This window comes from Pseudomonas sp. PA15(2017) (assembly GCF_001945395.1).
Taxonomy (GTDB): domain Bacteria; phylum Pseudomonadota; class Gammaproteobacteria; order Pseudomonadales; family Pseudomonadaceae; genus Aquipseudomonas.
This window is the reverse complement of record NZ_MSXV01000011.1, coordinates 35,727-59,569: the sequence shown is the minus strand read 5'-3', so window position 1 is coordinate 59,569 and position 23,843 is coordinate 35,727. Positions and strand designations below refer to the sequence as shown.

General features: G+C 65.8%; 27 protein-coding genes. 7 read left to right on the top strand and 20 right to left on the bottom strand.

Translation table 11 applies throughout. The features are described from left to right. Positions 1-73 precede the first annotated feature (73 nt). Positions 74-1,492 (top strand): FAD-dependent oxidoreductase, encoded by a 1,419-nt coding sequence (locus BVH03_RS05220; protein WP_075960189.1) that lies wholly within the window; start codon positions 74-76, stop codon positions 1,490-1,492. 198 nt (positions 1,493-1,690) lie between these two features. Next, the gene (hemE, locus tag BVH03_RS05215; protein WP_075960188.1) at positions 1,691-2,758 is read left to right on the top strand and encodes a uroporphyrinogen decarboxylase; all 1,068 of its coding nucleotides are present in this window, start codon (positions 1,691-1,693) and stop codon (positions 2,756-2,758) included. Positions 2,759-2,764: 6 nt separating this feature from the next. On the opposite strand, the gene BVH03_RS05210 is transcribed toward hemE, so the two are convergent. Next, entirely contained in the window at positions 2,765-3,166 is a 402-nt protein-coding gene (locus tag BVH03_RS05210; protein WP_075960187.1) for a DUF2141 domain-containing protein, read from the bottom strand. Between the two features lie 127 nt (positions 3,167-3,293). On the opposite strand from BVH03_RS05210, the gene BVH03_RS05205 reads away from it, so the two are divergent. From BVH03_RS05205 to BVH03_RS05190, 4 genes are read left to right on the top strand one after another with little or no spacing between them, the layout of a single operon-like run. After that, positions 3,294-4,169, top strand: a complete 876-nt coding sequence (locus BVH03_RS05205; RefSeq protein ID WP_256574626.1) for a dialkylrecorsinol condensing enzyme — start codon at positions 3,294-3,296, stop codon at positions 4,167-4,169. Positions 4,170-4,190: 21 nt separating this feature from the next. Further along, the gene (locus BVH03_RS05200; RefSeq protein ID WP_075960185.1) at positions 4,191-5,348 is read left to right on the top strand and encodes a beta-ketoacyl-ACP synthase III; all 1,158 of its coding nucleotides are present in this window, start codon (positions 4,191-4,193) and stop codon (positions 5,346-5,348) included. After that, positions 5,338-5,745 (top strand): hypothetical protein, encoded by a 408-nt coding sequence (locus BVH03_RS05195; RefSeq protein ID WP_075960184.1) that lies wholly within the window; start codon positions 5,338-5,340, stop codon positions 5,743-5,745. The genes BVH03_RS05200 and BVH03_RS05195 overlap by 11 nt, the downstream gene beginning before the upstream one ends. Continuing rightward, complete coding sequence (locus tag BVH03_RS05190) at positions 5,742-6,743, top strand: BtrH N-terminal domain-containing protein (RefSeq protein WP_075960183.1); 1,002 nt, start codon at positions 5,742-5,744, stop codon at positions 6,741-6,743. Before BVH03_RS05195 ends, BVH03_RS05190 begins: the two co-directional genes overlap by 4 nt. Before the next feature lie 443 nt (positions 6,744-7,186). Here BVH03_RS05190 and BVH03_RS05185 read toward each other — a convergent pair whose 3' ends face one another. From BVH03_RS05185 to BVH03_RS05160, 6 genes are read right to left on the bottom strand one after another with little or no spacing between them, the layout of a single operon-like run. Continuing rightward, the gene (locus tag BVH03_RS05185; protein ID WP_075960182.1) at positions 7,187-7,738 is read right to left on the bottom strand and encodes a hypothetical protein; all 552 of its coding nucleotides are present in this window, start codon (positions 7,736-7,738) and stop codon (positions 7,187-7,189) included. Then, on the bottom strand, positions 7,735-8,841 hold the full coding sequence (locus BVH03_RS05180; protein ID WP_075960181.1) for a beta-ketoacyl synthase N-terminal-like domain-containing protein: 1,107 nt from the start codon (positions 8,839-8,841) through the stop codon (positions 7,735-7,737). The genes BVH03_RS05185 and BVH03_RS05180 overlap by 4 nt, the downstream gene beginning before the upstream one ends. Beyond that, the gene (locus BVH03_RS05175) at positions 8,838-9,104 is read right to left on the bottom strand and encodes an acyl carrier protein (RefSeq protein WP_075960180.1); all 267 of its coding nucleotides are present in this window, start codon (positions 9,102-9,104) and stop codon (positions 8,838-8,840) included. Before BVH03_RS05175 ends, BVH03_RS05180 begins: the two co-directional genes overlap by 4 nt. Next, positions 9,086-10,273 carry an ABC transporter permease gene (locus tag BVH03_RS05170; protein WP_075960179.1) on the bottom strand — a complete coding sequence of 396 codons (1,188 nt, stop codon included), beginning with the start codon at positions 10,271-10,273 and terminating at the stop codon, positions 9,086-9,088. Before BVH03_RS05170 ends, BVH03_RS05175 begins: the two co-directional genes overlap by 19 nt. Next, complete coding sequence (locus tag BVH03_RS05165; RefSeq protein WP_075960178.1) at positions 10,270-11,154, bottom strand: ABC transporter ATP-binding protein; 885 nt, start codon at positions 11,152-11,154, stop codon at positions 10,270-10,272. Before BVH03_RS05165 ends, BVH03_RS05170 begins: the two co-directional genes overlap by 4 nt. After that, positions 11,147-11,554: a beta-hydroxyacyl-ACP dehydratase gene (locus BVH03_RS05160; protein WP_075960177.1), complete on the bottom strand. Its 408-nt coding sequence runs from the start codon at positions 11,552-11,554 to the stop codon at positions 11,147-11,149. The genes BVH03_RS05165 and BVH03_RS05160 overlap by 8 nt, the downstream gene beginning before the upstream one ends. A 69-nt stretch (positions 11,555-11,623) precedes the next feature. On the opposite strand from BVH03_RS05160, the gene BVH03_RS05155 reads away from it, so the two are divergent. After that, the gene (locus BVH03_RS05155) at positions 11,624-12,178 is read left to right on the top strand and encodes an isoprenylcysteine carboxylmethyltransferase family protein (protein WP_075960176.1); all 555 of its coding nucleotides are present in this window, start codon (positions 11,624-11,626) and stop codon (positions 12,176-12,178) included. Positions 12,179-12,369: 191 nt separating this feature from the next. On the opposite strand, the gene BVH03_RS05150 is transcribed toward BVH03_RS05155, so the two are convergent. Genes BVH03_RS05150 through BVH03_RS05090 form a run of 13 tightly spaced genes read right to left on the bottom strand, consistent with a single transcriptional unit; the run spans position 12,370 to position 23,824 of the window. Beyond that, positions 12,370-12,810, bottom strand: coding sequence for an excinuclease (locus BVH03_RS05150; protein ID WP_075960175.1), 441 nt, complete (start codon positions 12,808-12,810; stop codon positions 12,370-12,372). 18 nt (positions 12,811-12,828) lie between these two features. Next, on the bottom strand, positions 12,829-13,230 hold the full coding sequence (locus BVH03_RS05145) for a hypothetical protein (protein ID WP_177344890.1): 402 nt from the start codon (positions 13,228-13,230) through the stop codon (positions 12,829-12,831). A 24-nt stretch (positions 13,231-13,254) separates the two neighbouring features. Further along, positions 13,255-14,481, bottom strand: coding sequence for a beta-ketoacyl-ACP synthase (locus BVH03_RS05140; RefSeq protein WP_075960173.1), 1,227 nt, complete (start codon positions 14,479-14,481; stop codon positions 13,255-13,257). Between the two features lie 16 nt (positions 14,482-14,497). Beyond that, positions 14,498-15,226 (bottom strand): 3-oxoacyl-ACP reductase FabG, encoded by a 729-nt coding sequence (fabG, locus tag BVH03_RS05135; protein WP_075960172.1) that lies wholly within the window; start codon positions 15,224-15,226, stop codon positions 14,498-14,500. After that, complete coding sequence (locus BVH03_RS05130) at positions 15,223-15,690, bottom strand: hotdog family protein (RefSeq protein WP_143485896.1); 468 nt, start codon at positions 15,688-15,690, stop codon at positions 15,223-15,225. The genes fabG and BVH03_RS05130 overlap by 4 nt, the downstream gene beginning before the upstream one ends. Further along, positions 15,687-16,886: a beta-ketoacyl-[acyl-carrier-protein] synthase family protein gene (locus BVH03_RS05125; protein WP_075960171.1), complete on the bottom strand. Its 1,200-nt coding sequence runs from the start codon at positions 16,884-16,886 to the stop codon at positions 15,687-15,689. The genes BVH03_RS05130 and BVH03_RS05125 overlap by 4 nt, the downstream gene beginning before the upstream one ends. Then, the gene (locus tag BVH03_RS05120; RefSeq protein ID WP_075960170.1) at positions 16,883-17,362 is read right to left on the bottom strand and encodes a DUF3261 domain-containing protein; all 480 of its coding nucleotides are present in this window, start codon (positions 17,360-17,362) and stop codon (positions 16,883-16,885) included. The genes BVH03_RS05125 and BVH03_RS05120 overlap by 4 nt, the downstream gene beginning before the upstream one ends. Then, complete coding sequence (locus tag BVH03_RS05115) at positions 17,359-18,081, bottom strand: class I SAM-dependent methyltransferase (protein WP_075960169.1); 723 nt, start codon at positions 18,079-18,081, stop codon at positions 17,359-17,361. Before BVH03_RS05115 ends, BVH03_RS05120 begins: the two co-directional genes overlap by 4 nt. A 10-nt stretch (positions 18,082-18,091) precedes the next feature. Beyond that, on the bottom strand, positions 18,092-19,336 hold the full coding sequence (locus BVH03_RS05110; RefSeq protein WP_075960168.1) for an NAD(P)/FAD-dependent oxidoreductase: 1,245 nt from the start codon (positions 19,334-19,336) through the stop codon (positions 18,092-18,094). Next, a complete protein-coding gene (locus tag BVH03_RS05105) occupies positions 19,323-20,471 on the bottom strand; it encodes a sodium:proton antiporter (RefSeq protein WP_075960167.1) in 1,149 nt (382 codons plus the stop codon). The genes BVH03_RS05110 and BVH03_RS05105 overlap by 14 nt, the downstream gene beginning before the upstream one ends. After that, on the bottom strand, positions 20,468-22,804 hold the full coding sequence (locus BVH03_RS05100; RefSeq protein ID WP_083639999.1) for an MMPL family transporter: 2,337 nt from the start codon (positions 22,802-22,804) through the stop codon (positions 20,468-20,470). The genes BVH03_RS05105 and BVH03_RS05100 overlap by 4 nt, the downstream gene beginning before the upstream one ends. Beyond that, positions 22,794-23,402 (bottom strand): outer membrane lipoprotein carrier protein LolA, encoded by a 609-nt coding sequence (locus BVH03_RS05095; RefSeq protein ID WP_083639998.1) that lies wholly within the window; start codon positions 23,400-23,402, stop codon positions 22,794-22,796. The genes BVH03_RS05100 and BVH03_RS05095 overlap by 11 nt, the downstream gene beginning before the upstream one ends. Continuing rightward, the gene (locus BVH03_RS05090) at positions 23,399-23,824 is read right to left on the bottom strand and encodes a thioesterase family protein (protein ID WP_075960166.1); all 426 of its coding nucleotides are present in this window, start codon (positions 23,822-23,824) and stop codon (positions 23,399-23,401) included. Before BVH03_RS05090 ends, BVH03_RS05095 begins: the two co-directional genes overlap by 4 nt. Positions 23,825-23,843: the final 19 nt, after the last annotated feature.

Below are 23,843 nucleotides of genomic sequence, written 5' to 3'. Positions count from 1 at the left end.
GAGCCGCTGCCAACCGATGCTAGCCTGCAGCTTGAGGCCTGAAGCCTGAAGCTGCTGTTAAGAGGTTTTGAAAATGGCTGAACGTCTGAATAACGACTTCCAGTTCATCGAAGTCGGGCGTAAAGACCCGAAGAAGAAGCTGCTGCGCCAGCGCAAGAAAGAGTTCGTCGAGATCTACGACACCTTCAAGCCGGCCCAGGCCAGCGACCAGGCGCATCGCTGCCTGGGTTGCGGCAACCCGTATTGCGAGTGGAAGTGCCCGGTGCACAACTTCATCCCCAACTGGTTGAAGCTGGTTTCCGAAGGCAACATCCTGGCCGCCGCCGAGCTGAGCCACCAGACCAACACGCTGCCGGAAGTCTGCGGCCGCGTATGCCCGCAGGATCGTCTCTGCGAGGGCGCCTGTACCCTCAACGACGGTTTCGGCGCGGTGACCATCGGCTCGGTGGAGAAGTACATCACCGATACCGCCTTCGCCATGGGCTGGCGCCCGGACATGTCCAAGGTCAAACCAACCGGCAAGCGCGTCGCGGTGATTGGCGCCGGCCCTGCCGGCCTGGGCTGTGCCGACGTGCTGGTGCGCAACGGCGTGACCCCGGTGGTGTTCGACAAGAACCCGGAAATCGGTGGCCTGCTGACCTTCGGCATCCCCGAGTTCAAGTTGGAAAAGAGCGTGCTCAGCAACCGCCGCGAAGTGTTCACCGGCATGGGCATCGAGTTCCGCCTGAACACCGAAGTGGGGCAGGACATCACCCTGCAGCAACTGCTGGACGAGTACGACGCCGTGTTCATGGGCATGGGCACCTACACCTACATGAAAGGCGGCTTCCCCGGTGAAGACCTGCCGGGCGTCCACGATGCCCTGGATTTCCTGATCGCCAACGTCAACCGCAACCTCGGTTTCGAGAAGTCGCCGGAAGACTTCGTCGACATGAAGGGCAAGCGCGTCGTGGTGCTCGGCGGTGGCGACACCGCGATGGACTGCAACCGCACCTCGATCCGCCAGGGCGCCAAGGCGGTGACCTGTGCCTACCGTCGCGACGAAGCGAACATGCCGGGCTCGCGCAAGGAAGTGAAGAACGCCAAGGAAGAGGGCGTGAAGTTCCTGTTCAACCGCCAGCCCATCGCCATCGTCGGCGAAGATCGGGTCGAAGGCGTCAAGGTCGTCGAGACCCGTCTTGGCGAGCCGGATGCCCGTGGCCGTCGCAGTCCTGAGCCGATCCCGGGCTCCGAGGAAATCATCCCGGCCGAAGCCGTGCTGATCGCTTTCGGCTTCCGCCCGAGCCCGGCGCCGTGGTTCGAGGAGTTCGATATCCGCATCGACACCCAGGGCCGCGTGGTTGCACCGGAAAAGGCCACCTTCAAGCACCAGACCAGCAACCCGAAAGTGTTCGCCGGCGGTGACATGGTGCGTGGCTCCGACCTGGTGGTCACCGCCATCTACGAAGGCCGCAATGCCGCCGAAGGGATTCTCGACTACCTCGGCGTGTGAATCTTTCGTGTCGTGACGAAGCCGGCCAAGTGCCGGCTTCGTCGTTCATGGCGCCTCGCTGACCTGGGGCAATGCGCCGTGCGATTGCTTGCCTCATCCTCCCGCGCCTGCGGCACGGCGTCCCATGCCGTGCCTTTTAAAGCCTGCTCTGCGACAATGTGCGCACTTTTTGCTCACCGCTTCTGCCCGGGAATACCCATGACTGCCCTGAAGAACGACCGCTTCCTTCGCGCCCTGCTCAAGCAGCCCGTAGACGTCACGCCGGTGTGGATGATGCGCCAGGCCGGTCGGTACCTGCCCGAATACCGCGCCAGCCGCGCCAAGGCCGGGGACTTCATGAGCCTGATGATGAACCCCGAGTTCGCCTGCGAAGTCACCCTGCAGCCGCTCGATCGCTACCCGCAACTGGATGCCGCGATCCTTTTTTCGGACATCCTCACCATTCCCCACGCCATGGGCCAGGGCTTGTATTTCGAGACCGGCGAGGGCCCGCGTTTCAAAAAGGTGATCAGCAGCGCTGCCGATATCGACGCACTGCCGATTCCCGATCCGGAAAAGGACCTGGGCTACGTGATGGATGCGGTGCGCACCATCAAGTCGGCCCTCAACGGCCGTGTTCCGCTGATCGGCTTTTCCGGCAGCCCCTGGACCCTGGCGACCTACATGGTCGAGGGCGGCTCGTCGAAGGACTTTCGCAAGTCCAAGGCGATGCTCTACGACAATCCCGAAGCCATGCACGCGCTGCTCGACAAGCTGGCCCGCTCGGTGACTGCCTACCTCAACGGGCAGATACAAGCGGGGGCCCAGGCCGTGCAGATCTTCGATACCTGGGGCGGCAACCTGTCGTCGGCGGCGTACCAGACGTTTTCCCTGGCCTACATGCAGAAGATCGTCGACGGGCTGATCCGCGAGCAGGATGGCCGCAAGATTCCGGTGATCCTGTTCACCAAGAATGGCGGCTTGTGGCTGGAGTCCATGGCCGCCACCGGCGCCGACGCGTTGGGCCTGGACTGGAGCTGCGACATTGGTGAGGCGCGTCGTCGCGTCGGCAGCCAGGTGGCCCTGCAGGGCAACATGGATCCGACCGTGCTATACGCCAAGCCGGCAGCGATCCGCGCCGAAGTCGCGCGTATTCTCGAAAGCTACGGCAGTGGCAGCGGCCATGTTTTCAACCTGGGCCATGGCATAACGCCGGAAGTCGACCCGGCTCACGCGGGTGCCTTCCTCGAGGCCGTTCACGAGCTGTCGGCCGCTTACCACAACTGATTACGGTCAGTCTGTCTGCGCCTTGCCGCGAGCTGGGTGCAGGCGGATATCGACCAGCGTGTCGTCCTCGCCATGCTCGAATGCGGCGGCCCGGGGTTTGGGTTTGCCTTTGAGTAGCATGGGGTTGTTGGAAAAACCCACGGGCTCCAGGGGAATGCCCCGCGGGCTCAGGTCGAGGTGGCCGTTGCCATTGCTGTCCTGGTAGAGCTGCAGGGCGAAACGCCCGGGCGGCACGTCCTTGAGGATCAACTGCGCACCTTCGCCCTGCAGTTCGCGAAGCATCGGCTGCCAGTCGTCCTGGCCGGCATCCACCAGGGCCAGATACAGCTTGGCCGGGCTGTGGTTGCCCTCGATCCGTATCAACAGATCCCCCGCCTGGGCCGATAAAGGGCCGAGCAAGAGAACCACTGCACAGCTTGCGCAGTATTTGGTTACGATTTGAAAAGGTCTCTGTGGCATAATCCACTCATTTTGCAGGGATTCGCGTTAAAAAATGCGTCAGGTTCTCGTCGTTCACTTTTCACAGACTGGCCAATTGAATCGCTTGGTGCAATCGGTCTGTGCGCCCTTGCAGGCGAGTGATGGGGTGCAGGTCGATTTTCTGGCCCTGCAACCGGCCCAGCCGTTTCCCTTTCCCTGGCCCTTTCTCGGCTTCTTCCGGATCTTCCCGGAAACCGTGCTGATGAAACCGCAGCCACTGCTACCGTTGGGCGTCGATCCCGGCAAGCGATACGACCTGATCATTCTCGCCTATCAGGTGTGGTTTCTGTCGCCCTCGCTGCCCTTCACCAGCTTTCTCGCCTCCCCCGAAGCCGCCCGACTGCTCAAGGGCACGCCGGTGGTGACCCTGATCGGCTGCCGCAACATGTGGCTGATGGCCCAGGAGAAGGTCAAGGCACGTCTGCAGGCGCTGGGCGCGCGGCTGGTCGACAACGTGGTGCTGACCGATGCCTGCGGCACGGCGGCCAGCTTTCTGGCCACCCCCCTGTGGATGTTCACCGGCCGGCAGAAGCCCTACAGCTGGGTGCCGCGCGCCGGTATCGACGACGACGAACTGGCGGCAGCCAGCCGATTTGGCGATGCCATGACGCGCTGCTTGTTGGCTGACGAGCGGCCCATCGAGCAGCCCATGCTCGCTGGCCTGGGCGCGGTGAAAGTGGATGAAAAACTGATCGCCAGCGAGAAGGTCGGCAATCGCAGCTTCACCCTGTGGAGCCGCCTGCTGTCGGCACTCGGGCCGCAGCAGAGCCGGCGCCGCGGTGCCGGGCTGGTGGTCTACATCGTTTTCCTGATCTGCCTGATCATCACCGTGGTGCCGATCACCGCGCTGCTGAAGAAGTTGCTGGCGCCGCTGTTCAAGGCGCGCGTCCAGCGTGAAAAGGCCTATTTCGCTGGCCCGTCCGGCGAGTGAAGCAGGCCGAGGATAATCCTTATGGCAACATCCGTATTCATCAATCGCATCAGTGCCTGCCTGCCCCATGAGCCCGTGGCCAACGAGCAGATGGAGTCGCGTCTCGGCATGGTCGGTGGCAAACCGTCACGGGCGCGCAAGCTGATCCTGCGGCGCAATGGCATCCAGCAGCGCCACTACGTCATCGACCCGCTCAGCGGCGAGCCGAGCATGACCAACGCGCAGCTCAGTGCCGAGGCAATTCGCGGCCTGGCCGGCGATGGCTTCACCCTGGACGAGCTGCAGTGCCTGGTCGCCAGCACCTCGTCGCCCGACCAGGTGATGCCCGGCCATGCGGTCATGGTGCACGGTGAGCTGGGCAACCCGCCCTGTGAGGTGGCAACCACCGCCGGCATCTGCGTATGCGGGATGACCGCCCTGAAATATGCGTGGATGAGCGTGGCCAGTGGGCAGAGCGGCAATGCCGTGGCCTGTGGCTCGGAAGTGGCTTCGGCGCTGATGCTGGCGCGCAACTTCAACGCCGAATACGAGAGCCGCGTCGACGAGCTGGAGAAGCATCCGGAGATCGCTTTCGAGAAGGACTTCCTGCGCTGGATGCTTTCCGATGGCGCTGGCGCCTTGCTGCTGCAGGATCGACCCAACCAGGCCGGCCTGAGCCTGCGCATCGATTGGTTGGACATCTACTCGTTCGCCGACCAGATGCCAGCATGCATGTATGCCGGCGCCGAGATGCAGGACGGTGCGCTGCGCGGCTGGAGCCGCTATGACGCCGACCAGCGCGCGCATCGCTCGGTGATGGCCATCAAGCAGGACGTCAAGCTGCTCAACGACAACATCGTCCGCTTCACCGTGATCGAGGCGCTGCGCCGCATCATGGTGCGCCGCGAGTTGCGCGTGGCGGACATCGACTGGTTCCTGCCGCACTACTCGTCCGAGTTCTTCCGCGAGCGCCTGGCGGCCGGCCTGGCCGAGGTCGACCTGCCGATTGCCATGACGCGCTGGTTCACCAACCTGACCAGCAAGGGCAATACCGGCGCCGCGTCGATCTTCATCATCCTCGAAGAGCTATTCAACGGCGGGCGCCTGCGCAGTGGCCAGAAGCTGCTCTGCTACGTGCCGGAAAGCGGGCGTTTCTCCAGTGCGTTCATGCACCTGACGGTGGTCGGCAATGAAGCTTGATGACGTTCCCCAAGACCCGGATTCCGCCTATGGCGGGCACAGCAAGCTGCTGTACGCCGTCGATGACAAGGGGCATTACCAGGGGGCGCAGAGCGCCGGCTGGGAGCCCGAGTCCTATTCCACCCAGCTGGCCGTCGCCGAGTTGCAGGCCCAGGAAGCCGAGGCCCATGCCGCCTGGCAGCATGGCGAGGCGTCGCCGCTCAAGTGCCTGATGTATCGCTATCGCATGGATGAGGCGGCGCTCGCGCAGATCGCCGGGCTCTGGCAGTGGCGCGTGCGTCGGCATTTCCGGCCCGAGGTCTACCGGCGCCTGAGCGATGCGCTGCTGGCTCGTTATGCCGAAGCTTTCGGCTTGTCCGTCGACGAGCTGCGCCGTTATCAGAAGGAACTGCCATGACCGCCTTCGAGCACCGCCAGAGCGCCCACTGCGAAAGTGGCGTGATGGCCAGCCTGCTGACCCACGCCGGCCTGCCGATGAGCGAGCCAATGGCGTTCGGTTTGGCTTCGGGCCTGGCGTTCGCCTACCTGCCGATCGTCAAGCTGGGCGGCATGCCCCTCATTGCCTACCGCATGCCGCCGCGGCACCTGATCAAGACCCTCAGCAAGCGCCTCGGATTACGCTTGACCAGCCGTACGTTCAGCAATCCCGAGCAGGGCCGTACTGCGCTGAATGCGGCGCTGGACAGTGGGCGCCTGGCTGGCCTGCAGAGCTCGGTGTTCTGGCTGCCGTACTTTCCGCCGGAAATGCGCTTTCACTTCAATGCCCATAACCTGCTGGCCTATGGGCGCGAGGGCGACGAATACCTGCTCAGCGACCCGGTGTTCGAAGCGCCGGTGCGCTGCGCCGCCGAGGACCTGCAAAAGGCCCGCTTCGCCAAAGGGGCGCTGGCCGCCAAGGGGTTGATGTATTACCTGGACGACGTGCCGCAGGAACAGGACTGGCAGCGGTTGATTCGCCAGAGCGTGCTGTCCACCTCGCGCATCCTCGACGGCATGCCACTGCCGTGGATCGGCATCCGCGGCATTCGCCACCTGGCCAAATGCGTCGAGTCGCTCGACCCGGCGCAGAGCAAGTACAACCGCCTGTACCTCACCCATATCGTGCGCATGCAGGAGGAGATCGGCACCGGCGGCGCCGGTTTTCGCTTCATGTACGCCAGCTTCCTGCAGGAGGCCGGCGAGAAGATTGGCGACGCCACGTTACGCGAGGCCTCGACACGCATGACCGCGGTGGGCGACGACTGGCGCCAGTTCGCCTCGGCCTGTGTGCGCGCCAGCCGCAGCAAGGGAGAAGCGCCAGATTTCCGGCCGATTGCCGAGATGCTGCGGGGGATTGCCGATCAGGAGCGGGTGTTGATGAAAGAGTTGGGCGCCTGGGCCAAGCGTAGGGGCTGAGGTAAGGCTGTAGGAGGGTCGGTGCGGAGCTTTTGTAGGATAGGCCGGGCGGCGATCCGCTTTAGCCTCGAGTTTTCTGAACAGCCCGCTTCACATGTTTGAGCTGTGATTTGCCAGAGTTATTGCATTGCTCTTGCGTTCGGTTCCGCTCTGACGAGCGGGTTACTTTTGGCGTTGCCCCAAAAGTAACCAAAAGGTCTAGCCCCGACATTCGGCCCCGGCTTCGCCGGGGTTCCCTCACTCCATCGTTGTTCCGGGGGCCGGCCTGGAAGGGCCATCCATGGCCCATCAGGCGGGGGCGCCTAGCCCTCTCGCCGCATCCATGCGGCTCGTCCCCCTGTACAACGACTCCATTCGGCCTCCTGAAGGGGCGATTTGTGTCGCCTGTTATTCCCGTGTAGGAGAAACATCAAAAAGTTAAAGCCAGCCAAACGCCCGCTGCGTTACAGCTGCAACTCCAGCACATCCACGCCCGCCGTCAGCCCGGCAAAATCAGTTGCCTGGCTTGATCCCTCGATCAACACCGCCTGAGCCTCGAAGGCCTGGTCTTCATCGATCAGTACCAATAGCGCCTGGCCGATCAGGCCGTCGGCCAGATCCAGCCCAGCCAATGCCTGCAGGTGCTTCCATACATTGGGGCCGGCGCCGATGAACAGGTTCGGCCCTTCCAGCCCCAGTTGCGCGGCGACGTGAAAGCCGGCGGCATTGCTGACGCTGTTGACGAATTCGAAGGGCTTGGGCTGCAGCTGGTGTACGCACACGCTGTCGAGCAGCGAGCCCATGGTGCCCCTCGCCGGGTGGCGCGAGGCCAGGTACAGGCCGCAGTCACGGCGCACCTTGGCCTTGAGCGGTGCGGTACACAGCAGGGCCTGCAGGATCAGCCGGTCGATTCGCCGTGGCGTGCTCGGCAGCCAGTTGATCAGCGCGGCCTTGAGGTCCTTGTCGGTGTTTTCCACATCCCCGCGTACGCTGCAGGCCGCGATGGCATGGCTCATGGCGCGTCTCCTGCGCAGCGTTGCAGCACCAGGCTGGCGTTGTTGCCGCCAAAGCCGAAGAAGTTGGCCAGCAGCAGGCTGCACTCGGCGACCGCCAGGGGCTGGTCGGGCAGGGGCAATAGGGCGTCCACGGCGTAGTCGCAGGCGGGCAGGTGGGCGAGGTTTTCCACCAACAGCAGGGTTTCGCTCAGGCCGCAGGCGCCCAGGGTATGGCCGAGCCAGGGCTTGAGCACGCAGAGGGGCGGCAGTGCTTCGCCGAACAGCAGGCGCACGCCGTTGCTTTCGGCGCGATCGTTGGCGCCAGTGGCCGTGCCATGGGGTTTGACCAGGTCGACCTGCGCGGCGTCGATGCCGGCACTGCGCAGGGCTTCGCGCATTACCCACTCGATGTGGCTGCCGTCTTCGCGGGTGTTGGTCAGGCTGCTGGTGTCGCAGGCACTGAAACCGCCCAGCAGGCGGGCCAGTGGCGCCGGGCCTGGCTCGAGTGCCAGCAGTGTGGCGGCATAGGCTTCGCCCAACACCAGGCCATCGCGCTGCGGGTGAAAGGGCCGGTACTCGCCACTCGGCGATACCAGGCCCAGGGCGCCGAAGCCTTGTTGAGCAATGGCACTGGGCGTTTCGAAGGCCAGCACCAGGGCCCGCTTGTACAGCCCGGTGCCGAGCAAGCGAGCCCCGTACAGCAGGCCATTGGCGGCGCTGGTGCAAGCGGTGTTGAGGGTGAAGGCATCGGCGAAGGCGAAGCGCACGCGCAGCCGTTCGGCGAGCAGGTCGAGGGAGGTCGAGTGACTTGGCTGGAAGCCGCCGTGCTGCGTGGCGAGCGCCTCCAGCTCGTCGATGTCCAGGCTGGTGCTGGCGACTATCAGCAGGCAGTCGTCCAGTGCGCCGGGGGTGTCGCCCAGGGTTTCGCGGATCAGCCGGTCGAAATGCTCGTCGGGGCTTTCATCGCCGGCCACGGCAAGGTACGGGCGCGGTTCCTGCAATTCATGCAGCAGCACGGTGCTCGCTTGCGGCTTCGCGCCGCTGCGCAGGGCTGTATTGGCGGCGCACAGGTCGGCGCCGAGGGCGCTGTGCAGGGCGCCTCGCTGCAGGTAAACGGGCGTCACTGCTGCTGCCTGATGAAGGCCGCGATACTGGCGATGCTGTTGAGAATGCGCCGACCGTCCTTGGCCCCTTCGATGCGCACACCGTAGTGCTGCTGCAGCGCCAGGGAGACCTGCAGGGCGTCCAGGCTGTCCATCTGGATACGGCTCTGCTGGCCGAAGAGCGGTTCGTCGTTGTCGATGCTTTGCCAGTCGATATCGTCTTCCTTGTCGCACTCGCGAATCAGCAATTGCTTGAGCTTTTTTTCTAGTAGTGTGTGGTCCATTGCGTTTGCTGTACTCGTTTGTGGAACAGGAACAAGCCGCTGACACCGGCCACCGCTGCAAACAGCAGCAGGCGAGCGCACCAGGGGGCTACGTCGTTCAGTGAGCCGTGGCCCACCAGCAGGGTAAGGAAGGCGTCCAGTGCCCAGCTCATCGGCGACACCTCTGCCAACTGGCGCATGGCCTCGGGCATCACGCTCTTGGGCACCATGATGCCGCCGATGGCTGCGAGGATGATATTGATCCCGCCGCCAAGCAATAGGGCTTGTTCACTACTGTGCGCCAGGGCGGCCAGCAACAGGCCCAGGCTGCTGGTGGCCAGGGCGATGCTGACGGCCAGCACGGCGTAGGCGAGCAGGCTGCCGTTGAGTTCCAGCGCGGGCAGGCCGGCCAGTGGCAGCCCGTGCACGCCGATCGCCAGCAGCACCGCGAACTGCACCAGGTTGATGGCCAGGTAGGGCAGTACCTTGCTCGCCGCCAGGGTGTCGAGCCCCAGGCCCAGGCAGCGGAAGCGCAGCAGCGCGCCGCTTTGCTGTTCGCGCTGGAAGCTGCCGGCCATCGGCAGCACCACGAAGAACATGCCGAAGATCAGCCAGGCCGGCACGCTCATCTGCGTGGCATTGGCCTGGGCGCTGAGGTCGCCACTGGCCAGGCGCTCCTGCTCGTCGATGCGGCTCTCGGTGCGCTGCTGGACCAGTTCGAGCTGCTCGTCGCGGCTGAGGCCTTGTTCCAGCGCGCCGCTGTCCTGCAGGTAGGCAAGCAGCCGGGTCTGCGCCAGGGCGATGGTCACCGCAGCGTGCAGGCGCTGGCGCGAAAGGCGATCGAACTGCGCAGGAAAGCTTAGCGCCGGGCCCTGGTGAGGGGTGTCCAGCAGCCTCTCGTCGAAATCCGCTGGCAGGCTGATGCGCGCCATTTGTGCCGGCCCATGGTCCAGCAGTTGGCTGTCGGGTAACCGTGCCTGCAGGGCGTCGTGGAAGAAACGGCTCGACTCGCTGGGCTGCGGGGTTTGCAGCACCAACTGCAGGGGCGGCAGGCGGTCCTGCAGGTAGCTGGACATGGCGCCGGCCATGATCACCAGAAACAGCGTCGGCATGATGAACAGCACGGCCAGCGCGTGGGGGTCGCGCACCAGCAGAAGGATTTCCTTGCGAACCAGGGCGCGCAGTCTCACAGGCGACCTCCGTTGAGGCGCAGGTACAGCTGCTCCAGGGACGGCCGACCGAAGCGCAGCAGGCTGGGCGTTTGCGGTTGTGCGGCGATGAAGCGGGTGATCGCCAGCAATTGCTCGACGTTCAGCGCGGCGATACGCAGGCCGTTGGGCGTGAACTCGGCGCTCAGGTGGAGTTCGGCCAGCAGCGCCGGCAACGCCTCGGGCACGCGCTCCGGCCATTCCAGAAACAGCCCTGGCTGGTCACCGAGCAACTGGTGCGTATCGACATCCAACTGCACGCGACCTTGGTGCAGCAGCAGGATGCGGTCGGCGACCTTTTCCACTTCGTCCAGGTAATGGCTGGTGTAGATCACCGCCTTGCCGTCGGCGGTCAGCTGCTGTACGGCGTCGAGCAGCAGCTGCCGGCTGGCGGCATCGACGCCCACCGTGGCCTCGTCAAACAGGTACAGATCGGCCGGTTGCAACAGACCGATGGCGAAGTTCAGGCGCCGCTGCTCGCCACCGGACAGGCGTTCGGCGCGGCGCTCGAGCTTGTCTGCCAGGGCCGTGCTGGCGATGCAGCGCTCCAGGCGCTGGCGCCGCTCGCTACCGCGTAACCGGTAAAGATCGGCGAACAGCGCGAGGTTCTCTCGCACCTTCAGCCCGGCGTAGAAGGCCAACTGCTGGGGCACCAGGCCCAGACTGCGCTCGCCGTGCCAGGCAATCTGCCCATCCAGCGGCTGCAGCACGCCGCTGAGCAGCGACAGCAAGGTGGTCTTGCCGGCGCCGTTACTGCCCAGCAGCCCGAGGCACTGGCCGGCCTGCAGGTGCAGGTCGATGGCGTGCAGCGCCGGTTGCGCGGCGCCAGGGTAGCGATAGGCGAGGCGGCTGAGTTCAAGCACGGACGAGCACCAGCAGCAGCTTGCCGTCCAGCAGCAGGCGCTCGCCTTCCTGTACGCTGAAACCGTAGAGGGCGCCGGCTGGGCTCAGGGCTTCCTGAGTCGCGCTGACCAGCAGGGCGCCTTCACGCCGGGTGGGGTGATAGTGCAACTGCAACTGGGAGAGTTTGCCGACCAGGGCCATTTCGATGGCGCTGTCATTGCCGTATAAGGCACCATGCGCAGCGCACAGCTGGGCAGCGGCCTCGAACAGCAGGCTCGGCGAGGCGTTCTCGCCCAGGTTGTGCAGATGCCGCCAGTCGCTCAGGCCGCGAATGCCGATGGCGTCGTGGTCGAGCAGGGCGTCCAGCCAGAGTGCCTGGCCCTGGTGCGGCAGCAGTGAGTGCAGTTGGGTGCGATCCATGGCGGGCGTCTGGCGGCGGGCTGCTAAGCGAGCGCAGCAGTGTAACAGAGGGTATTGGGGAGCAAGCGAGTGGGCGGTTGGCAATTACTGGTTTTCGTGGGGCTGAGCATCGCCCTGACGCTCGTCTCCTGGCGTTCGCTGGGCAACCCGCGCAGCCACGGTTTCTATCGCTACTTCGCCTGGGAGGTGATGCTGGTGATGCTGGTACTCAACGCGCCGTTCTGGTTCGAGGACCGCGCCGCCGTGCATCAACAAATTTCCTGGGTGTTGCTGACTTCGTCGCTGGCGGTGCTGTTCGCCGGCATCTACCAGATGCGCCGTTTCGGGCGTGCCGACGAGCGCCGTCAGGACGACGAGCTGTTCGCCTTCGAGCGTACCTCGCAACTGGTCACCAGCGGCATTTTCGCCTACATCCGCCACCCGATGTACTGCTCGCTGCTGCTGCTCGCCTGGGGTATCGCCTGGAAGCAGCCGACCACTCTTGTGATGCTGCTGGCGGTGGCGTCCAGCGTGCTGCTGTGGCTCGCCGCGCGCGTCGAGGAGCGTGAGTCGTTGGCCTATTTCGGCGACGCCTACCGCGCCTACATGGCGCGCAGCCGGATGTTTGTGCCCTATCTCTTCTGAAGACCCTTTTGAGTCTTTTGCTACAGATTCACCGATTCGGCAGCTAAGTGGGGCGCAAGCGGCCGTTCCCCGCTCCCACGGGTACTGCATCGATGGCCGCTTCTGCCTTGTAGTTGCCGCTTTCATGCGAGGATCTTGAACAGGTTCTGAGCCGACGCGCCGCAAGGCTGTGCTTGCGGCGCATCACGGGCTTACTTGACGCTCGCGTACTTACCCTTCAGCGCAACGCCCGCCATGATGGCGCCGGCGTGGCATTCGTACTTGCTGCTGTCGCGGTATTCCTTGTTCTTGTAGTTGCTGGCCAGGTCGACCACGGCGTTGGCGCCGGCGGCCTTGGCCGAGTTCTGCAGTTTGATCAGCGCCGATTGCAGCGCCCAGCTGCAGGCGGCTTCATCGGTCTTGTTGAAGGCGTTGGTCTTCTGGCTGGTGGTGACGTTGGCGTTGATGATCTTGGCGCCGGCCGGGGTCTTGTTCAGGTAGAACTTCACCGAACCATCGAGGCGTCCGGCCTGGGTGGCTTCGTTGACCACCGACTGGAAGTCCAGGAAGTGGGCGGTGTCACGGGCCTGGCTGACGGCAGGCAGCAGGGCGGCGGTGAGCAGTGCAGCAGCGGTCAAGCGTTTCGCGTTCATCGGGTATCTCCTGAGGTGTTACTGGGGCATGGGAAGGGAGGGGCTTTGCAGTTCCTGCTGGATACTGCGGTCGAGATTGCGGACCCACTTGTTGTAGTTGCGGTGGATCTTGCCTTTGCGGTAGTCGAGGTTGTGGCTGTCGCGGTAGCGGATCGAGTAGCCCGACGCGCTGTAGGGAATGGTGATTTCGGCCTGGTGGCTGCGGCGGGTGATCAGCGCCATGATCTGCCCGCGGTCGGCGCGCTCCACCGTCCACTGCCGACGTTGCAGGGCGGTGAGGATCGCCCGGCGCATGTCGTCCTCGTCTTTCACCACGGCGGGCGGGGCGCTGCTGGTGATGTTCAGCACCGGTTTCGAGGTACAGGCGGTAATGCCCAGCAGCAGTGCGGCAAGCAGGGCGAAGCGGTTGAAGCGAGACATCATCCTTGGTCCTTGTCTTGGGGGTCAGCGCCAGCGGCGAAAGATCAGCGACGTGTTGACCCCGCCGAAGGCAAAATTGTTGTTCATCACGTATTCGTGGCTCATCTCGCGGAACTCGCCGCGCAGGTAGTCCAGCTCGCCGCAGGCCGGGTCGATGTGATCCAGGTTGAGGGTGTGCACGTAACTGTCGCGGTTGAGCATCTCGATGCTGAACCACGACTCCAGCGCGCCGCAGGCACCCAGGGTGTGACCGAAGTAGCTCTTTTGCGAGCTGATCGGCATGCGCGGGCCGAACAGGCTGCTGGTGGCCTGGGTTTCGGCGACGTCACCCTGTTCGGTCGCAGTGCCGTGGCCGTTGACGTAGCCGATGGCCTCGGGCGTCAATGCGGCATCTTCCAGGGCCAGCTGCATGGCGCGGCGCATAGTGCTCTGCACCGGCTTGGTGGCGTGCTGACCATCGGCATTGCAGCCGAAGCCGACGATCTCGGCGTGGATGGTGGCGCCGCGCGCCAGGGCGTGTTCGAGCTCCTCGAGCACCAGCATGCCGGCGCCTTCACCGATCACCAGGCCGTCGCGGCCGCTGTCATAGGGGCGCGGGCTGGTGTGTGGCGCGTCGTTCTTGAGGCTGGTGGCGTACAGCGCGTCGAAGACCATCGCTTCGGTCGGGCACAGCTCCTCGGCGCCGCCGGCGAGCATCAGCGGCAGGCGGCCGAACTTGATCGCCTCGTATGCGTAGCCGATGCCCTGGCTACCGCTGGTGCAGGCGCTGGAGGTGGGGATCAGCCGGCCGGTGAGGCCGAAGAAGATGCTGATGTTGGCCGCCGTGGTGTGCGGCATCATGCGGATGTAGGAGTTGGCGTTGAGGCCGTCGGCCACCGAGTTGAGCAGCATGTTGCCGAACGCCTTGATCTCGTCGGTGCTGCCGGTGGACGAGCCGCAGGCCACGCCCATGCGCCCATCCTTGATGCTCTCGTCTTCGAGCAGGCCGGCGTGGGCCAGGGCGCGTTCGGCAGCGTACACCGACAGGCGCGATACGCGGCCCATGCTGCGCAGCTGCTTGCGGGTCCAGTGGGTGGGCACGACGAAGTCGTCCACCGGGCCGCCCAGGCGGGTGTTCAGCTCGCTGAAGCGATCCCACTCGTGCATCACGCGGATGCCGCTGCGGTTGGCGCGGAAATTCGCCGCGATGCTGTCCCAGCTGTCGCCCAGGGAGGTAATGCCGGCCATGCCGGTAACGACTACGCGTTTCATGCCACTTCGCTCTCTTTCAACACAGACCGCCATTGACGGCGATCACCTGGCGGGTGATGTACGCCGCCTCTTCGGACATCAGGAAATTCACCGTGCCGGCCACTTCCTCCGGGGTGCCCATGCGCGCGGCCGGCACCATCTTGAGAATCTCCTCGAGCGGTACGTGCTCGTCGAGAATCTCGGTGTCGATCAGCCCGGGGGCCACGCAGTTGACGGTGATCTTGCGTTTGCCCAGCTCGATTGCCAGGGCCTTGGCGGCGCCGATGATGCCGGCTTTCGAGGCGCTATAGTTGACCTGGCCGCGGTTGCCGATCAGCCCGGAAACCGAGGTGATGCAGACGATACGCCCTGGCTTGCGGCGACGCACCATCGGCATCGTCAGCGGGTGCAGCACGTTGTAGAAACCATCCAGATTTGTGCGCAGCACCACATCCCAGTCCTCCTCGCCGAGGGCCGGGAAGGCGCCGTCGCGGGTCAGCCCGGCGTTGCACACCACGCCGTAGTAAGCACCATGGCTTTCCACGTCGGCTTCCAGGGCGTTGCGGCAGGTTGCCCGGTCGGCCAGGTCGAACTGCAGGATGCGCGCCTTCTGGCCCATGGCCTCGATCTCGCGCTGCACCGCTTCGGCCTCGTCGCGGCGCGAGCGGCAATGCAGCACCAGGTCGAAACCGGCGCGCGCCAGGCGCAGGGCGATGGCACGGCCGATACCGCGGCTCGATCCGGTGACCAGAATGGTCTCGCTCATTGGGACGGCTCCTGAAGTGGGGGTTCTTGGATGTAGGTGGACACGTCGCGGGGCTGGAACACGTTGAGCCGCGCTTCGACCAGGATGCCCGGGCCTTCGAGGCGGCACTCGAACACGCACATGCCGTTGTCGTCCTGCAGCGATCGATTGGCGCGGATCAGCAGGGTGCTGCCAGCCGGGAAACGGTCCACGTTGCAGGTGTAATTGCGCGTCCCAAGCAGAAAGCCCAGCTCCACCGGCAGGCCTTGTTCACGGGCATGGCAGCCGGCGAACGCGGCCACGCTCTGGGCCATCAGCTCGATGCCCAGCGCAGCCGGCAGGCTGCCGTCGGCCTGGCTGAACAGGCCGCCAGGGCGTACCACCAGGCGGGTGTCGATATGGTCGGCGCCGAATGCCAGCACCTCGTCGATCAGAATCATGTCGCCAGCGTGGGGCACCAGCTCGGCGACGGGCCAGACACTCACGAAAGGTCTCCCAGGATCAAGGAAATGTTGTTGCCGCCAAAGGCGAACGAATTGCTCATCAGATAGCGCCGGCCGTGGCTCGGCAACTGCCGGTTGGCGTTCGCGCTGACCAGATCGAGTCGCGGCAGCTGCGGCTCGGCCTGGCCGTCCCAGATGTGCGGCGGCAGGCGATTGGCGGCGTTGTGGTCCGATAGCGTCAGCCAGCAGAAGGCCGCTTCCAGGGCACCGGCAGCGCCCAGGGTATGGCCGGTCAGCGGTTTGCTCGACGAACAGGCTACGCCCGCCGGGAACAGCGCCTGTACGGCCAGGCTCTCCATGGCGTCATTGTGCGTGGTGGCGGTGCCATGCAGGTTGAGGTAGCCGATCTGTTCGGCGGCCACCCCGGCGGCGGCCAGCGCCTGGCGCATCGCCTGCTGGGCGCCGAGGCCCTCGGGGTGCGGCGCGGAAATATGGTGCGCGTCGGATGTCGCGCCACCGCCGAGCAGGCCGATGCCGGGCCCCTGTTCGGCGCGGGTCATCAGGAACAACGCGGCAGCCTCGCCGATATTGATGCCGTGGCGGTTGACCGAGAACGGATTGCAGCGCTCGTCGGATACCGCCTCCAGGCTGGCGAAGCCGTTCAGGGTCAGTTTGCACAGGCTGTCCACGCCGCCGCACAGCACTGCATCACACACCCCCATGCTCAGCAGGCGCTGGGCGGCGAGCAGGGCGCGGCCGCTGGAGGTGCAGGCCGTGGACTGGCAATAGACCGGGCCGCTGAGGCCCAGCCAGTCAGCCAGGAAATTGGCTGGCGCGGCGATCTCCTGGCGGCTGTAGCGGTAGGCGGCCGGTAGCTCGCCGTCGTGCACGTACTCGGCGATATGCTCGCCGGCTTCGGCGATGCCCGAGGTACTGGTGCCGAGCACCACGGCGACGCGGCTGGCGCCGTATCGGGCGATGGCGGCGCGGATGTCGCCCTCGATTTCCTGGGCGGCGGCGAGCAGTAGGCGGTTGTTGCGGCTGTCGGCGTGCTCGAAGCCGGCGGGCATCTCCGGCAAGCTCGCCTCGACCGCACCGACGGTGACGCTGCGCTCGGGAATCCAGCCGGTCTGGCGGCGCATGCCACTGGTGTCGCCGGCGAACAGGGCGTCGGCCACCGCCTGCTTGCCCTGGCCAAGGGCGCAGATCACGCCGAGGGCGTCGAGTCGAGCGATCATGGTGGCGTCTCCAGCGGGCGCACCCGGTACTGCTGCGTGGCATTGCTGAGTTCGATGGCCTGCCCGGCGCTATAGCGGATGCGCCAGTCAGGTGCCAGCTGGCGCCCTTCGGCGCCTTGTCGCCAGCTTTTATCGGCGTAACTGCCGGCCAATTGCGCGTCCGGGGTGAGGGCGAACAGCAGGGCGGCGAACAGCTCGCGGGCCGCAGGGTTGGGTGGCAGCAGGCCGTCGTTGTGCCAGGCGCCGCCTGCCAGCGATTGCCGGGCCAGCGGCACGCCGAGCGGATCGAACAGCGACCAGCGCAGTGCCGCACCCTCGGCCTGGATTACCAGCAGCCAGTCCTGGCCATCGGCGGTGCTGATCTGCAGCGACATCGGCAGCGGCTGCGCCAGTTGCGGCGTGGCGGCAGGTAACGGCGTGCGGGCGGCACAGGCCGTCAGCAGCAGGATGCAGGCGAGGGTCAGCAGGTGTTTCATGCCGGCTCCAGCGGTTTGCGCACCGCGGCGTTGACCAGGGTCTCGTTGCGCTGGCCGAAGGGTTTGGCCTTGCGGATGCCCCAGCGCTCCAGCAGGCCGAAATCTTCCGAGCGGCTCCACCACAGGTACGGGTAGGAGACGTTGCGTTCGCTGAATTCGAAACCCTGCTGGTGCAGCATGGCCAGGTATTCATCGGCACTCTTCTGCACGTCCATGGGGTGGCGGAACAGCCAGCGAATCACCCAGGTGTCGATGTAGTACTTGGTCGACTCGGCGAACAGCAGCAGGCCACCGGGCTTGAGCACGCGCCAGAACTCGGCCAGCGCCTGCTCCTGCTCGACCAGATGATGAAAGGTCTGGTGGCAGAAGAGCATGTCCACGCTGGCATCGGGCAACTGGATCGCCGCGCAGTCGCTGGCGATCAATTGCACGTCGAGACCCAGGCGCTGAGCTTCGGCACGCGAGCAGTCGAGGCTGTGCGGGTCGGCATCCAGGCCGATGATTCGCGCCGGCGAAAACGCACGCTGCAGCAGCGAAAACGACTTGCCCTGGCCGCAGCCGGCATCCAGCACCACCGGTGCGACCGGCAGCGGGCCATCGATCAACCCGCGCAGGTCGTCGACGGCCACGCGCAGCACATGGTGCTGCCACACGTGGCTGCGCAGGAACCAGAAACCGAAACCGGTCTCTTCGACGTAGGTGGCGGCGGCGCGATCCATCGCGATCTCCTTAGGCACTGGCGCACAACTCGGCGAGCACCCGCAGGCGGCGCTTGGGTTCGGCGACATAGGGGTTGCGCGCGTCCCACGCATAGCCGGCGAGGATGGAGCTGATCATGGCGCGGATCTCGGGCGAGGCATTGGGGTAGTAGATGACGTCCTGGAAGCTGCCGTCGTACCAACCTTCGACGTACACGCGGAAGGTATCGACGCCGCGTTTGAGTGGAATCGCGAAGTCTTGTTCCCAATCCACGGTCTCGCCGCTCAACTGGCGGTGCAGCAGGTTGGCGGCCATGCTTGCCGAACGCATGGCGATGGTCACGCCCGAGCTGAATACCGGGTCGAGGAACTCGGCAGCGTTGCCCAGCAGCGCGAAGCCCTTGCCGTGCAGTGCCTTGACGTTGGCCGAGTAGCCCTTGATCTCGCGCACCGGGGTGTCCCACACGGCATTGCCCAGCACCTTGGCCAGGCTCGGCGTTTCGGCAACGAACTGCTTGAGCGCGGCGTCCATGTCGTCGGGGTAACCGCTGAAGCGCTCGGCCAGGCCGACCACGCCGAGGGAGCAACGGCCGTTGCTGAACGGAATGGTCCAGAACCACACGTCGCGCAGACTGGCGTGGGTGGTGATGAGGATCTTCTCGCGGTCGAAGGACGGATGATCGATGCGGTCTTCGATATGGGTGAACAGCGCCTTGCGCATCGGCAGGTTGGACGTCAGTTCGAGGTCAAGCAGGCGCGGCAGCAGGCGGCCATAGCCGCTGGCGTCGAGCACGAAGGCGCAGCGCACCTGATACTCGTGGCCGTCGGTCAGGCGGCGTACCGACAGCAACGGCTGCTCGCCGCTGAAGTCCACGGCGACGATTTCCTCTTCGTAGCGGATGGTCGCGCCCTGGCGCTCGGCGGCGTCGGCCAGCACCTTGTCGAAATCGGCGCGCTGCACCTGGTAGGTTGAGCCGAAGCTCTGCGTGAAGGTCTCGCGGAAATCGAAGTCGGTGTAGCGATCGCCCCAGGCGAAGGCTGCGCCGTGCTTGGTCTGGAAGCCCGCGGCACGCACCGCGTCGATCATCCCGGCTTCCTCGACGAAGTCCAGGCAGTGCGACAGCAGGCTCTCGCCGATCGAGAAGCGCGGGAAGCGCTGGCGCTCGAGGATCAGCACCTCGTGGCCCTTGCGCTTGAGGATGGCGGCGGCAATCGCGCCAGCCGGGCCGGCACCGGCTACGACGATCTGATGCTGTTGGACTTCAGGAGATTTCATAACGGCTTTTTGCCTCGCTCGGGTAAACGCGCCGACCCATCACGGCGGGCAGCAGGGTGGAGAACAGGCTCATCAGCAGCAGGCCGAAATACACCATGGCATCGATCAGCTGCAGTTGCAGAAGCAGGTTGAGAAAGACGATCTCGGTCAGGCCGCGAATGTTCAGCAGCAAACTTTCGTGCCACTTGATCCGCGCCGTGGCAGCGGGATCGGCCCAGTGCAGGCCCAGCCAGCTGCCGAGCACCTTGCTGAGCACCGGCGCCACCAGCAGCACGCCGACGGCGAACCAGGAGCCGGCCGCGCCGATGCCGTGAAAGTCCACGCGCAGCACGCCGCAGGTGAGGATCAGCGGTACCGCCAGGCCGTTCATCAGCAGCTTCCACTGGTGCTGCGGCAAAGGCAGCTGGAATGGCATGCGGATCGCCGCCAGGCACAACATGTAGGCGATGCCGAACACCAGGGCGTTGAGCTTGAGGTTGTGCAGCAGCACCATCAGGGCGAAGAACGGCAGGCTGTAGAACAGCGGGTGGCGCAGCCGCAGCAGGTTGAGCGCCAGCGGCAGCGCGGCGGCCAGCAGTGGCCACAGCAGGCTGGCCGGGTGGCTGCTGCCCTGTGCCAGGCCAAACAGGCTCCAGCACATGAAGTCCATGAGGATCGCCGCGTGCAGCAGGCGTTTGGTGGCCGCCGGCGGGTAGCCGATGCTCTGCAGGAACAGGTACAGCACCGGAATCGCGGTGATCGAGAACAGCAGGCCGATTCCGATCGCGCTCAGCCAACCGTAGTCCCCCGGCAGCACCCACAGGGCGCAGGCCAAACCGGCCAGCAGGGGCAGCAGAAAACTCGGCAGGGCGATCTTCAGGCACGCCGGGCTCAACTCCAGATCGATCACGTCGCTGAGGATGTAGCCCAGCAGCAGGGCGAAGCACAGGCCATAGGCCAGATCGACCCAGGTCGGCGCCAGCAGATCGGCCGCGCCAAGGTTCAGGTGCGGCTCTACCCAGCCGAGCAGTAGTGCGGGCACCGCCAGGCTGGCGACCAGCAACTGGCCGACGATGGGAATCAGTCGCCGGCCGCCGGCGATGCCGACCACGGCATAAGCGGCCAGGGCGACCAGCCAGAACGCGAGTACGCTCATGGGTGAGCCTCTTTGGCATACCGCGGAGCGGCCCAGGGTGAGAGCAGGAAGCAGAACATCAGGCCCAGGCTGATGGCCAGGCCGAAGTTGGCGATGGCGGGCGTCTGGCTGACCAGCAGCAGGCCGAACGACAGCCAGCTGGAGACCGCCGAAAGCAGGGTGCCGAGCAGGCTGACCGCCGGCCCGCCGATGTTCTCGCGCATCAGGATGGCGTAATCGACGCCGATGGCGGTGATCAGCAGCAAACCGAACAGGCTGAACAGCGTCAGCGGCTGGCCCAGCCAACCCAGGCAGGCCAGTGCCGCCAGCGCCGCCAGCAGCGGCAGGCAGACCACCCGCAAGGCGCCGCCAATGCCGAACGGCAGGCACAGCAGCAGGACGATGGCCAGGCAGGAGATCAGCTTGAGTTCGGCGGCGCTGACCTGGGTGGCGGCGAACAGGCCGTTCAGCTCGCCCAGGCGGTCGACCAGCTGCACGCCTTCCAGGCCATCCACCGCACCTTGCAGCACGGTGCTGTCGGTCTGCCCCTGCAGGCTGACGATGGCGGCCACACCCCGTTCGTCGCGGCCCAGCCACAGCGCCCGCCAGGGCTCGGCCAGCGGGCTCGCCAGGGCCTGCTCCAGGCTTGCCTGGGGTTGTGCCAGTAGTTGCTGCAGCTCGGCCTGCAAGGCTTCGGCGGGGATGCCCAGCGCCAGGAGCGGTTGCCAGTAAGCGGGTAGCGCTCGCAACGCTTCGCGGGAGGCCTGCAGTCGATCGGCGGGAGCGAGCAGCTGATTGAGCGACAGGTAGCTGCGCAGCTGGCCGCCACTGGCCAGTGCGTCGAGCCGCACGCCGAGCGCCTGCTGGCGCTGCAGCAACTGCGCTTGGTCGTTGGCGCGCACCAGGAAGAACTGGCTGGTGGGCTGCTGCTCGGTGAGTTCGACGATGCGTTGCGACTGGGCAAACAGCGCCGGGTCCTTGCCCAGCCACTGACGCAGATCGTTCTGGCTGTGCAGTTGCCAGATGCCGGCGGCGCAGAACGCCAGGAACAGCGCCAGCAGCCAGTAGGTGCCGCTGCCCTGGCGCAGGCGACCGTGCCAGCTCATCGCCTGGGTCGCGATGGCCAGCAGGCGTGGCGCCGGGCGCAGGCGCATGCCGTTCAGCCAGGCCGGCAGCAGGCACACGGAGCACAGGTAGGCGCCGATCAGCCCGGCGGCGGAGAACGCGGCGATCTGGGTCAGTGCCGGGAATGGCGTGAAGGCCAGCGCCAGGTAGCCGATCAGGTTGGTGCCCAGGCTCAGGCTCAGGCCCGGCAGGGTGCTGCGTAGCGCGCTCCAGCTGCGCCACTCGGCGTGGCCCCAGCTCTTGCTCAGGTAATGCAGCGGATAGTCGGCGGCCACCCCGATGAGGCTGGCGCCGAGCACCAGGGTCAGGGCGTTGATCTGCCCGAAGATCAGCACGCAGGCGGCGCAACCGGCCACCAGCGCCACGCCGATGGGCAGCAGGCTGAGCAGCACCCGCGGGCGGCGAAAGCCGATCAGCAACAGCAACAGGGTGCCGAGGCTGGCCGCGCCGCCGATCAGGGTCATCTCGCTCATCGCCTTGTTCTGGCCGGCGGCGGCATACAGCGCGCCGCCAGTGGCGAGCAGCTGGCCGCCATCGGCCTCGACGATCTGGCGAGCCGCGTCGATGCCCTGGGCGATGACCAGTGGCGCCTGCATATCGAAGGCATCGCCACGGCTGCGCAGGTGCAGCACGGCCCAGCTCATGCCGGGCTCGTTGACCAGCAGGGTGCCGCTGGCCAGGTCCGGCTGCATCCGGCCGCCGAAATTCAGTGCCTGCTGGGCGCGGGCGCCCAGGCCGAGCCAGTCCTGCTCCGGCGGCAGCAGGCTGAACGAGGCGAAGGGGTCGAACAGCGCTGCGGCGCGTTGCTCGATGAAGGCGTCCGGTCGCTCGATCAGCAACTGGCGGTCGGTGGCAGGCAGCAGGTTCAGGCGGCTGTCGCGCAAGTGCTGGCGCAGGGCATCGAGGTCGCTGTCGAGCTGCCAGCGCACCTGCTCGAAGTGGCCACTGGCCTGCCATTGCCGCCCCAGTTCGGCTGCCAGGGCGACCGCCCGCTCGCGCTGCGGATGGCCGACCAGCACCAGCAGGTCGTGCTGAATCGGCTCCTGCATGCGTGCTTCGGCCTGTTGCAGGCGTGCGTCACCGGCGCCGCTGGGCAGCAGGGCGAGCATGCTGGCCGCTATCGGCGGGCCGTTGCGCCATTGCCAGGCGGTCAGCGCCAACAGCGCCACCAGCAGCACGGCGAACAGCCGCGGCAGGCGGCGTTCGATCAGGGTGTGCTCAGCGCGCAAAATCGCTGCGCTCCTGTTCGCTCAGGGCCTCGCCGGCGACGCTGGCGGGCATGCGCAGCAAGGTGCGGTCACCCTGGGTTTCGTGCAGCTCGATGCGCTCGACCAGTTCGCCACCGCCGATGTCGATACGGCTGAACACCTGCTTGAGCAGCAGCGAGGTCGGCGTCAGGGTCAGGGTCCAGGCCTTGGCATCGCCACTGAGCTGCAGCGCGAAATTGCGCGCCAGGCCGCTGTGGTTGCCCTTGAGCACGTCGAGAAACAACTTGCTCTGCTGAGCCGCCACGTCGCGCCCCGGTTGCATCTGCCAGCCCTCGGCGGTGCGCTTGGCGATGCCGTTGGTGTCGATGCGGTAAGCCTGCTCGAGCGGTTTCTCCAGCTTCCACATCAGGCCGGCATCGGCGGCCAGCACGAAGGTGCCGCTGCTGGTCAGCGGTTGCGGCAGGGCGCGCAGGTGCTTTTCCTGCACGAACGGGCCACGCACCACGGGGTGCTGCGACAGCTGCTGGCTCAGTTGATCCAGGGTCAGTGGCTCGGCCTGGCTGTTCAGCGCGCTGAGCAGCAGGCCGACCAGCAGGGAGAAACGCGCCAGGATTTTCATCCGATCACCCGCTGCACGGCATCGATGAAGACCTTGGGCGAGGCCAGCTGCATTTCGCGGGTGGCGATCTCCACCGCGACCTGCACGCTGCTGCCGCGGGTCATGCGTTCGCCGGTGGCGGTGTCGCTGATCAGGTAATGGATCTTCAGGCGGTTCTCCCATTCCACCAGGTCGGCGCACACGCTGATGCGCTGGCCGAAGGTGGCGCCGCGGATGTAGCGCAGCTGCAGGTCGATCACCGGCCAGGCGTAGCCGCTGTCGCGCATCTGCGGGTAGCCGTGGTCGAGCTTGTCGAGCAGGGCGCAGCGGGCCTGTTCGAAGTACTTGACGTAGTGGCCGTGCCAGACGATTTCCATCATGTCCACGTCGAAGAACGGCACGAGGATTTCCACCTCGGCCTGCAGAACGCCCTTAGCGCGCATGGGGAGCGTCCTTGAGAGC

What these genes read in the sequence shown, in the direction of transcription:
- hemE (WP_075960188.1), top strand. Translation starts at nt 1,691, where the DNA reads ATGACTGCCCTGAAGAACGACCGCTTCCTTCGCGCCCTGCTCAAGCAG.
- BVH03_RS05200 (WP_075960185.1), top strand. Translation starts at nt 4,191, where the DNA reads ATGGCAACATCCGTATTCATCAATCGCATCAGTGCCTGCCTGCCCCAT.
- BVH03_RS05195 (WP_075960184.1), top strand. Translation starts at nt 5,338, where the DNA reads ATGAAGCTTGATGACGTTCCCCAAGACCCGGATTCCGCCTATGGCGGG.
- BVH03_RS05150 (WP_075960175.1), bottom strand. Translation starts at nt 12,810, where the DNA reads ATGAACGCGAAACGCTTGACCGCTGCTGCACTGCTCACCGCCGCCCTG.
- BVH03_RS05115 (WP_075960169.1), bottom strand. Translation starts at nt 18,081, where the DNA reads ATGGATCGCGCCGCCGCCACCTACGTCGAAGAGACCGGTTTCGGTTTC.
- BVH03_RS05105 (WP_075960167.1), bottom strand. Translation starts at nt 20,471, where the DNA reads ATGAGCGTACTCGCGTTCTGGCTGGTCGCCCTGGCCGCTTATGCCGTG.
- BVH03_RS05145 (WP_177344890.1), bottom strand. Translation starts at nt 13,230, where the DNA reads ATGTCTCGCTTCAACCGCTTCGCCCTGCTTGCCGCACTGCTGCTGGGC.
- BVH03_RS05185 (WP_075960182.1), bottom strand. Translation starts at nt 7,738, where the DNA reads ATGAGCCATGCCATCGCGGCCTGCAGCGTACGCGGGGATGTGGAAAAC.
- BVH03_RS05160 (WP_075960177.1), bottom strand. Translation starts at nt 11,554, where the DNA reads ATGGATCGCACCCAACTGCACTCACTGCTGCCGCACCAGGGCCAGGCA.
- BVH03_RS05140 (WP_075960173.1), bottom strand. Translation starts at nt 14,481, where the DNA reads ATGAAACGCGTAGTCGTTACCGGCATGGCCGGCATTACCTCCCTGGGC.
- BVH03_RS05190 (WP_075960183.1), top strand. Translation starts at nt 5,742, where the DNA reads ATGACCGCCTTCGAGCACCGCCAGAGCGCCCACTGCGAAAGTGGCGTG.
- BVH03_RS05120 (WP_075960170.1), bottom strand. Translation starts at nt 17,362, where the DNA reads ATGAAACACCTGCTGACCCTCGCCTGCATCCTGCTGCTGACGGCCTGT.
- fabG (WP_075960172.1), bottom strand. Translation starts at nt 15,226, where the DNA reads ATGAGCGAGACCATTCTGGTCACCGGATCGAGCCGCGGTATCGGCCGT.
- BVH03_RS05095 (WP_083639998.1), bottom strand. Translation starts at nt 23,402, where the DNA reads ATGAAAATCCTGGCGCGTTTCTCCCTGCTGGTCGGCCTGCTGCTCAGC.
- BVH03_RS05110 (WP_075960168.1), bottom strand. Translation starts at nt 19,336, where the DNA reads ATGAAATCTCCTGAAGTCCAACAGCATCAGATCGTCGTAGCCGGTGCC.
- BVH03_RS05090 (WP_075960166.1), bottom strand. Translation starts at nt 23,824, where the DNA reads ATGCGCGCTAAGGGCGTTCTGCAGGCCGAGGTGGAAATCCTCGTGCCG.
- BVH03_RS05125 (WP_075960171.1), bottom strand. Translation starts at nt 16,886, where the DNA reads ATGATCGCTCGACTCGACGCCCTCGGCGTGATCTGCGCCCTTGGCCAG.
- BVH03_RS05175 (WP_075960180.1), bottom strand. Translation starts at nt 9,104, where the DNA reads ATGGACCACACACTACTAGAAAAAAAGCTCAAGCAATTGCTGATTCGC.
- BVH03_RS05220 (WP_075960189.1), top strand. Translation starts at nt 74, where the DNA reads ATGGCTGAACGTCTGAATAACGACTTCCAGTTCATCGAAGTCGGGCGT.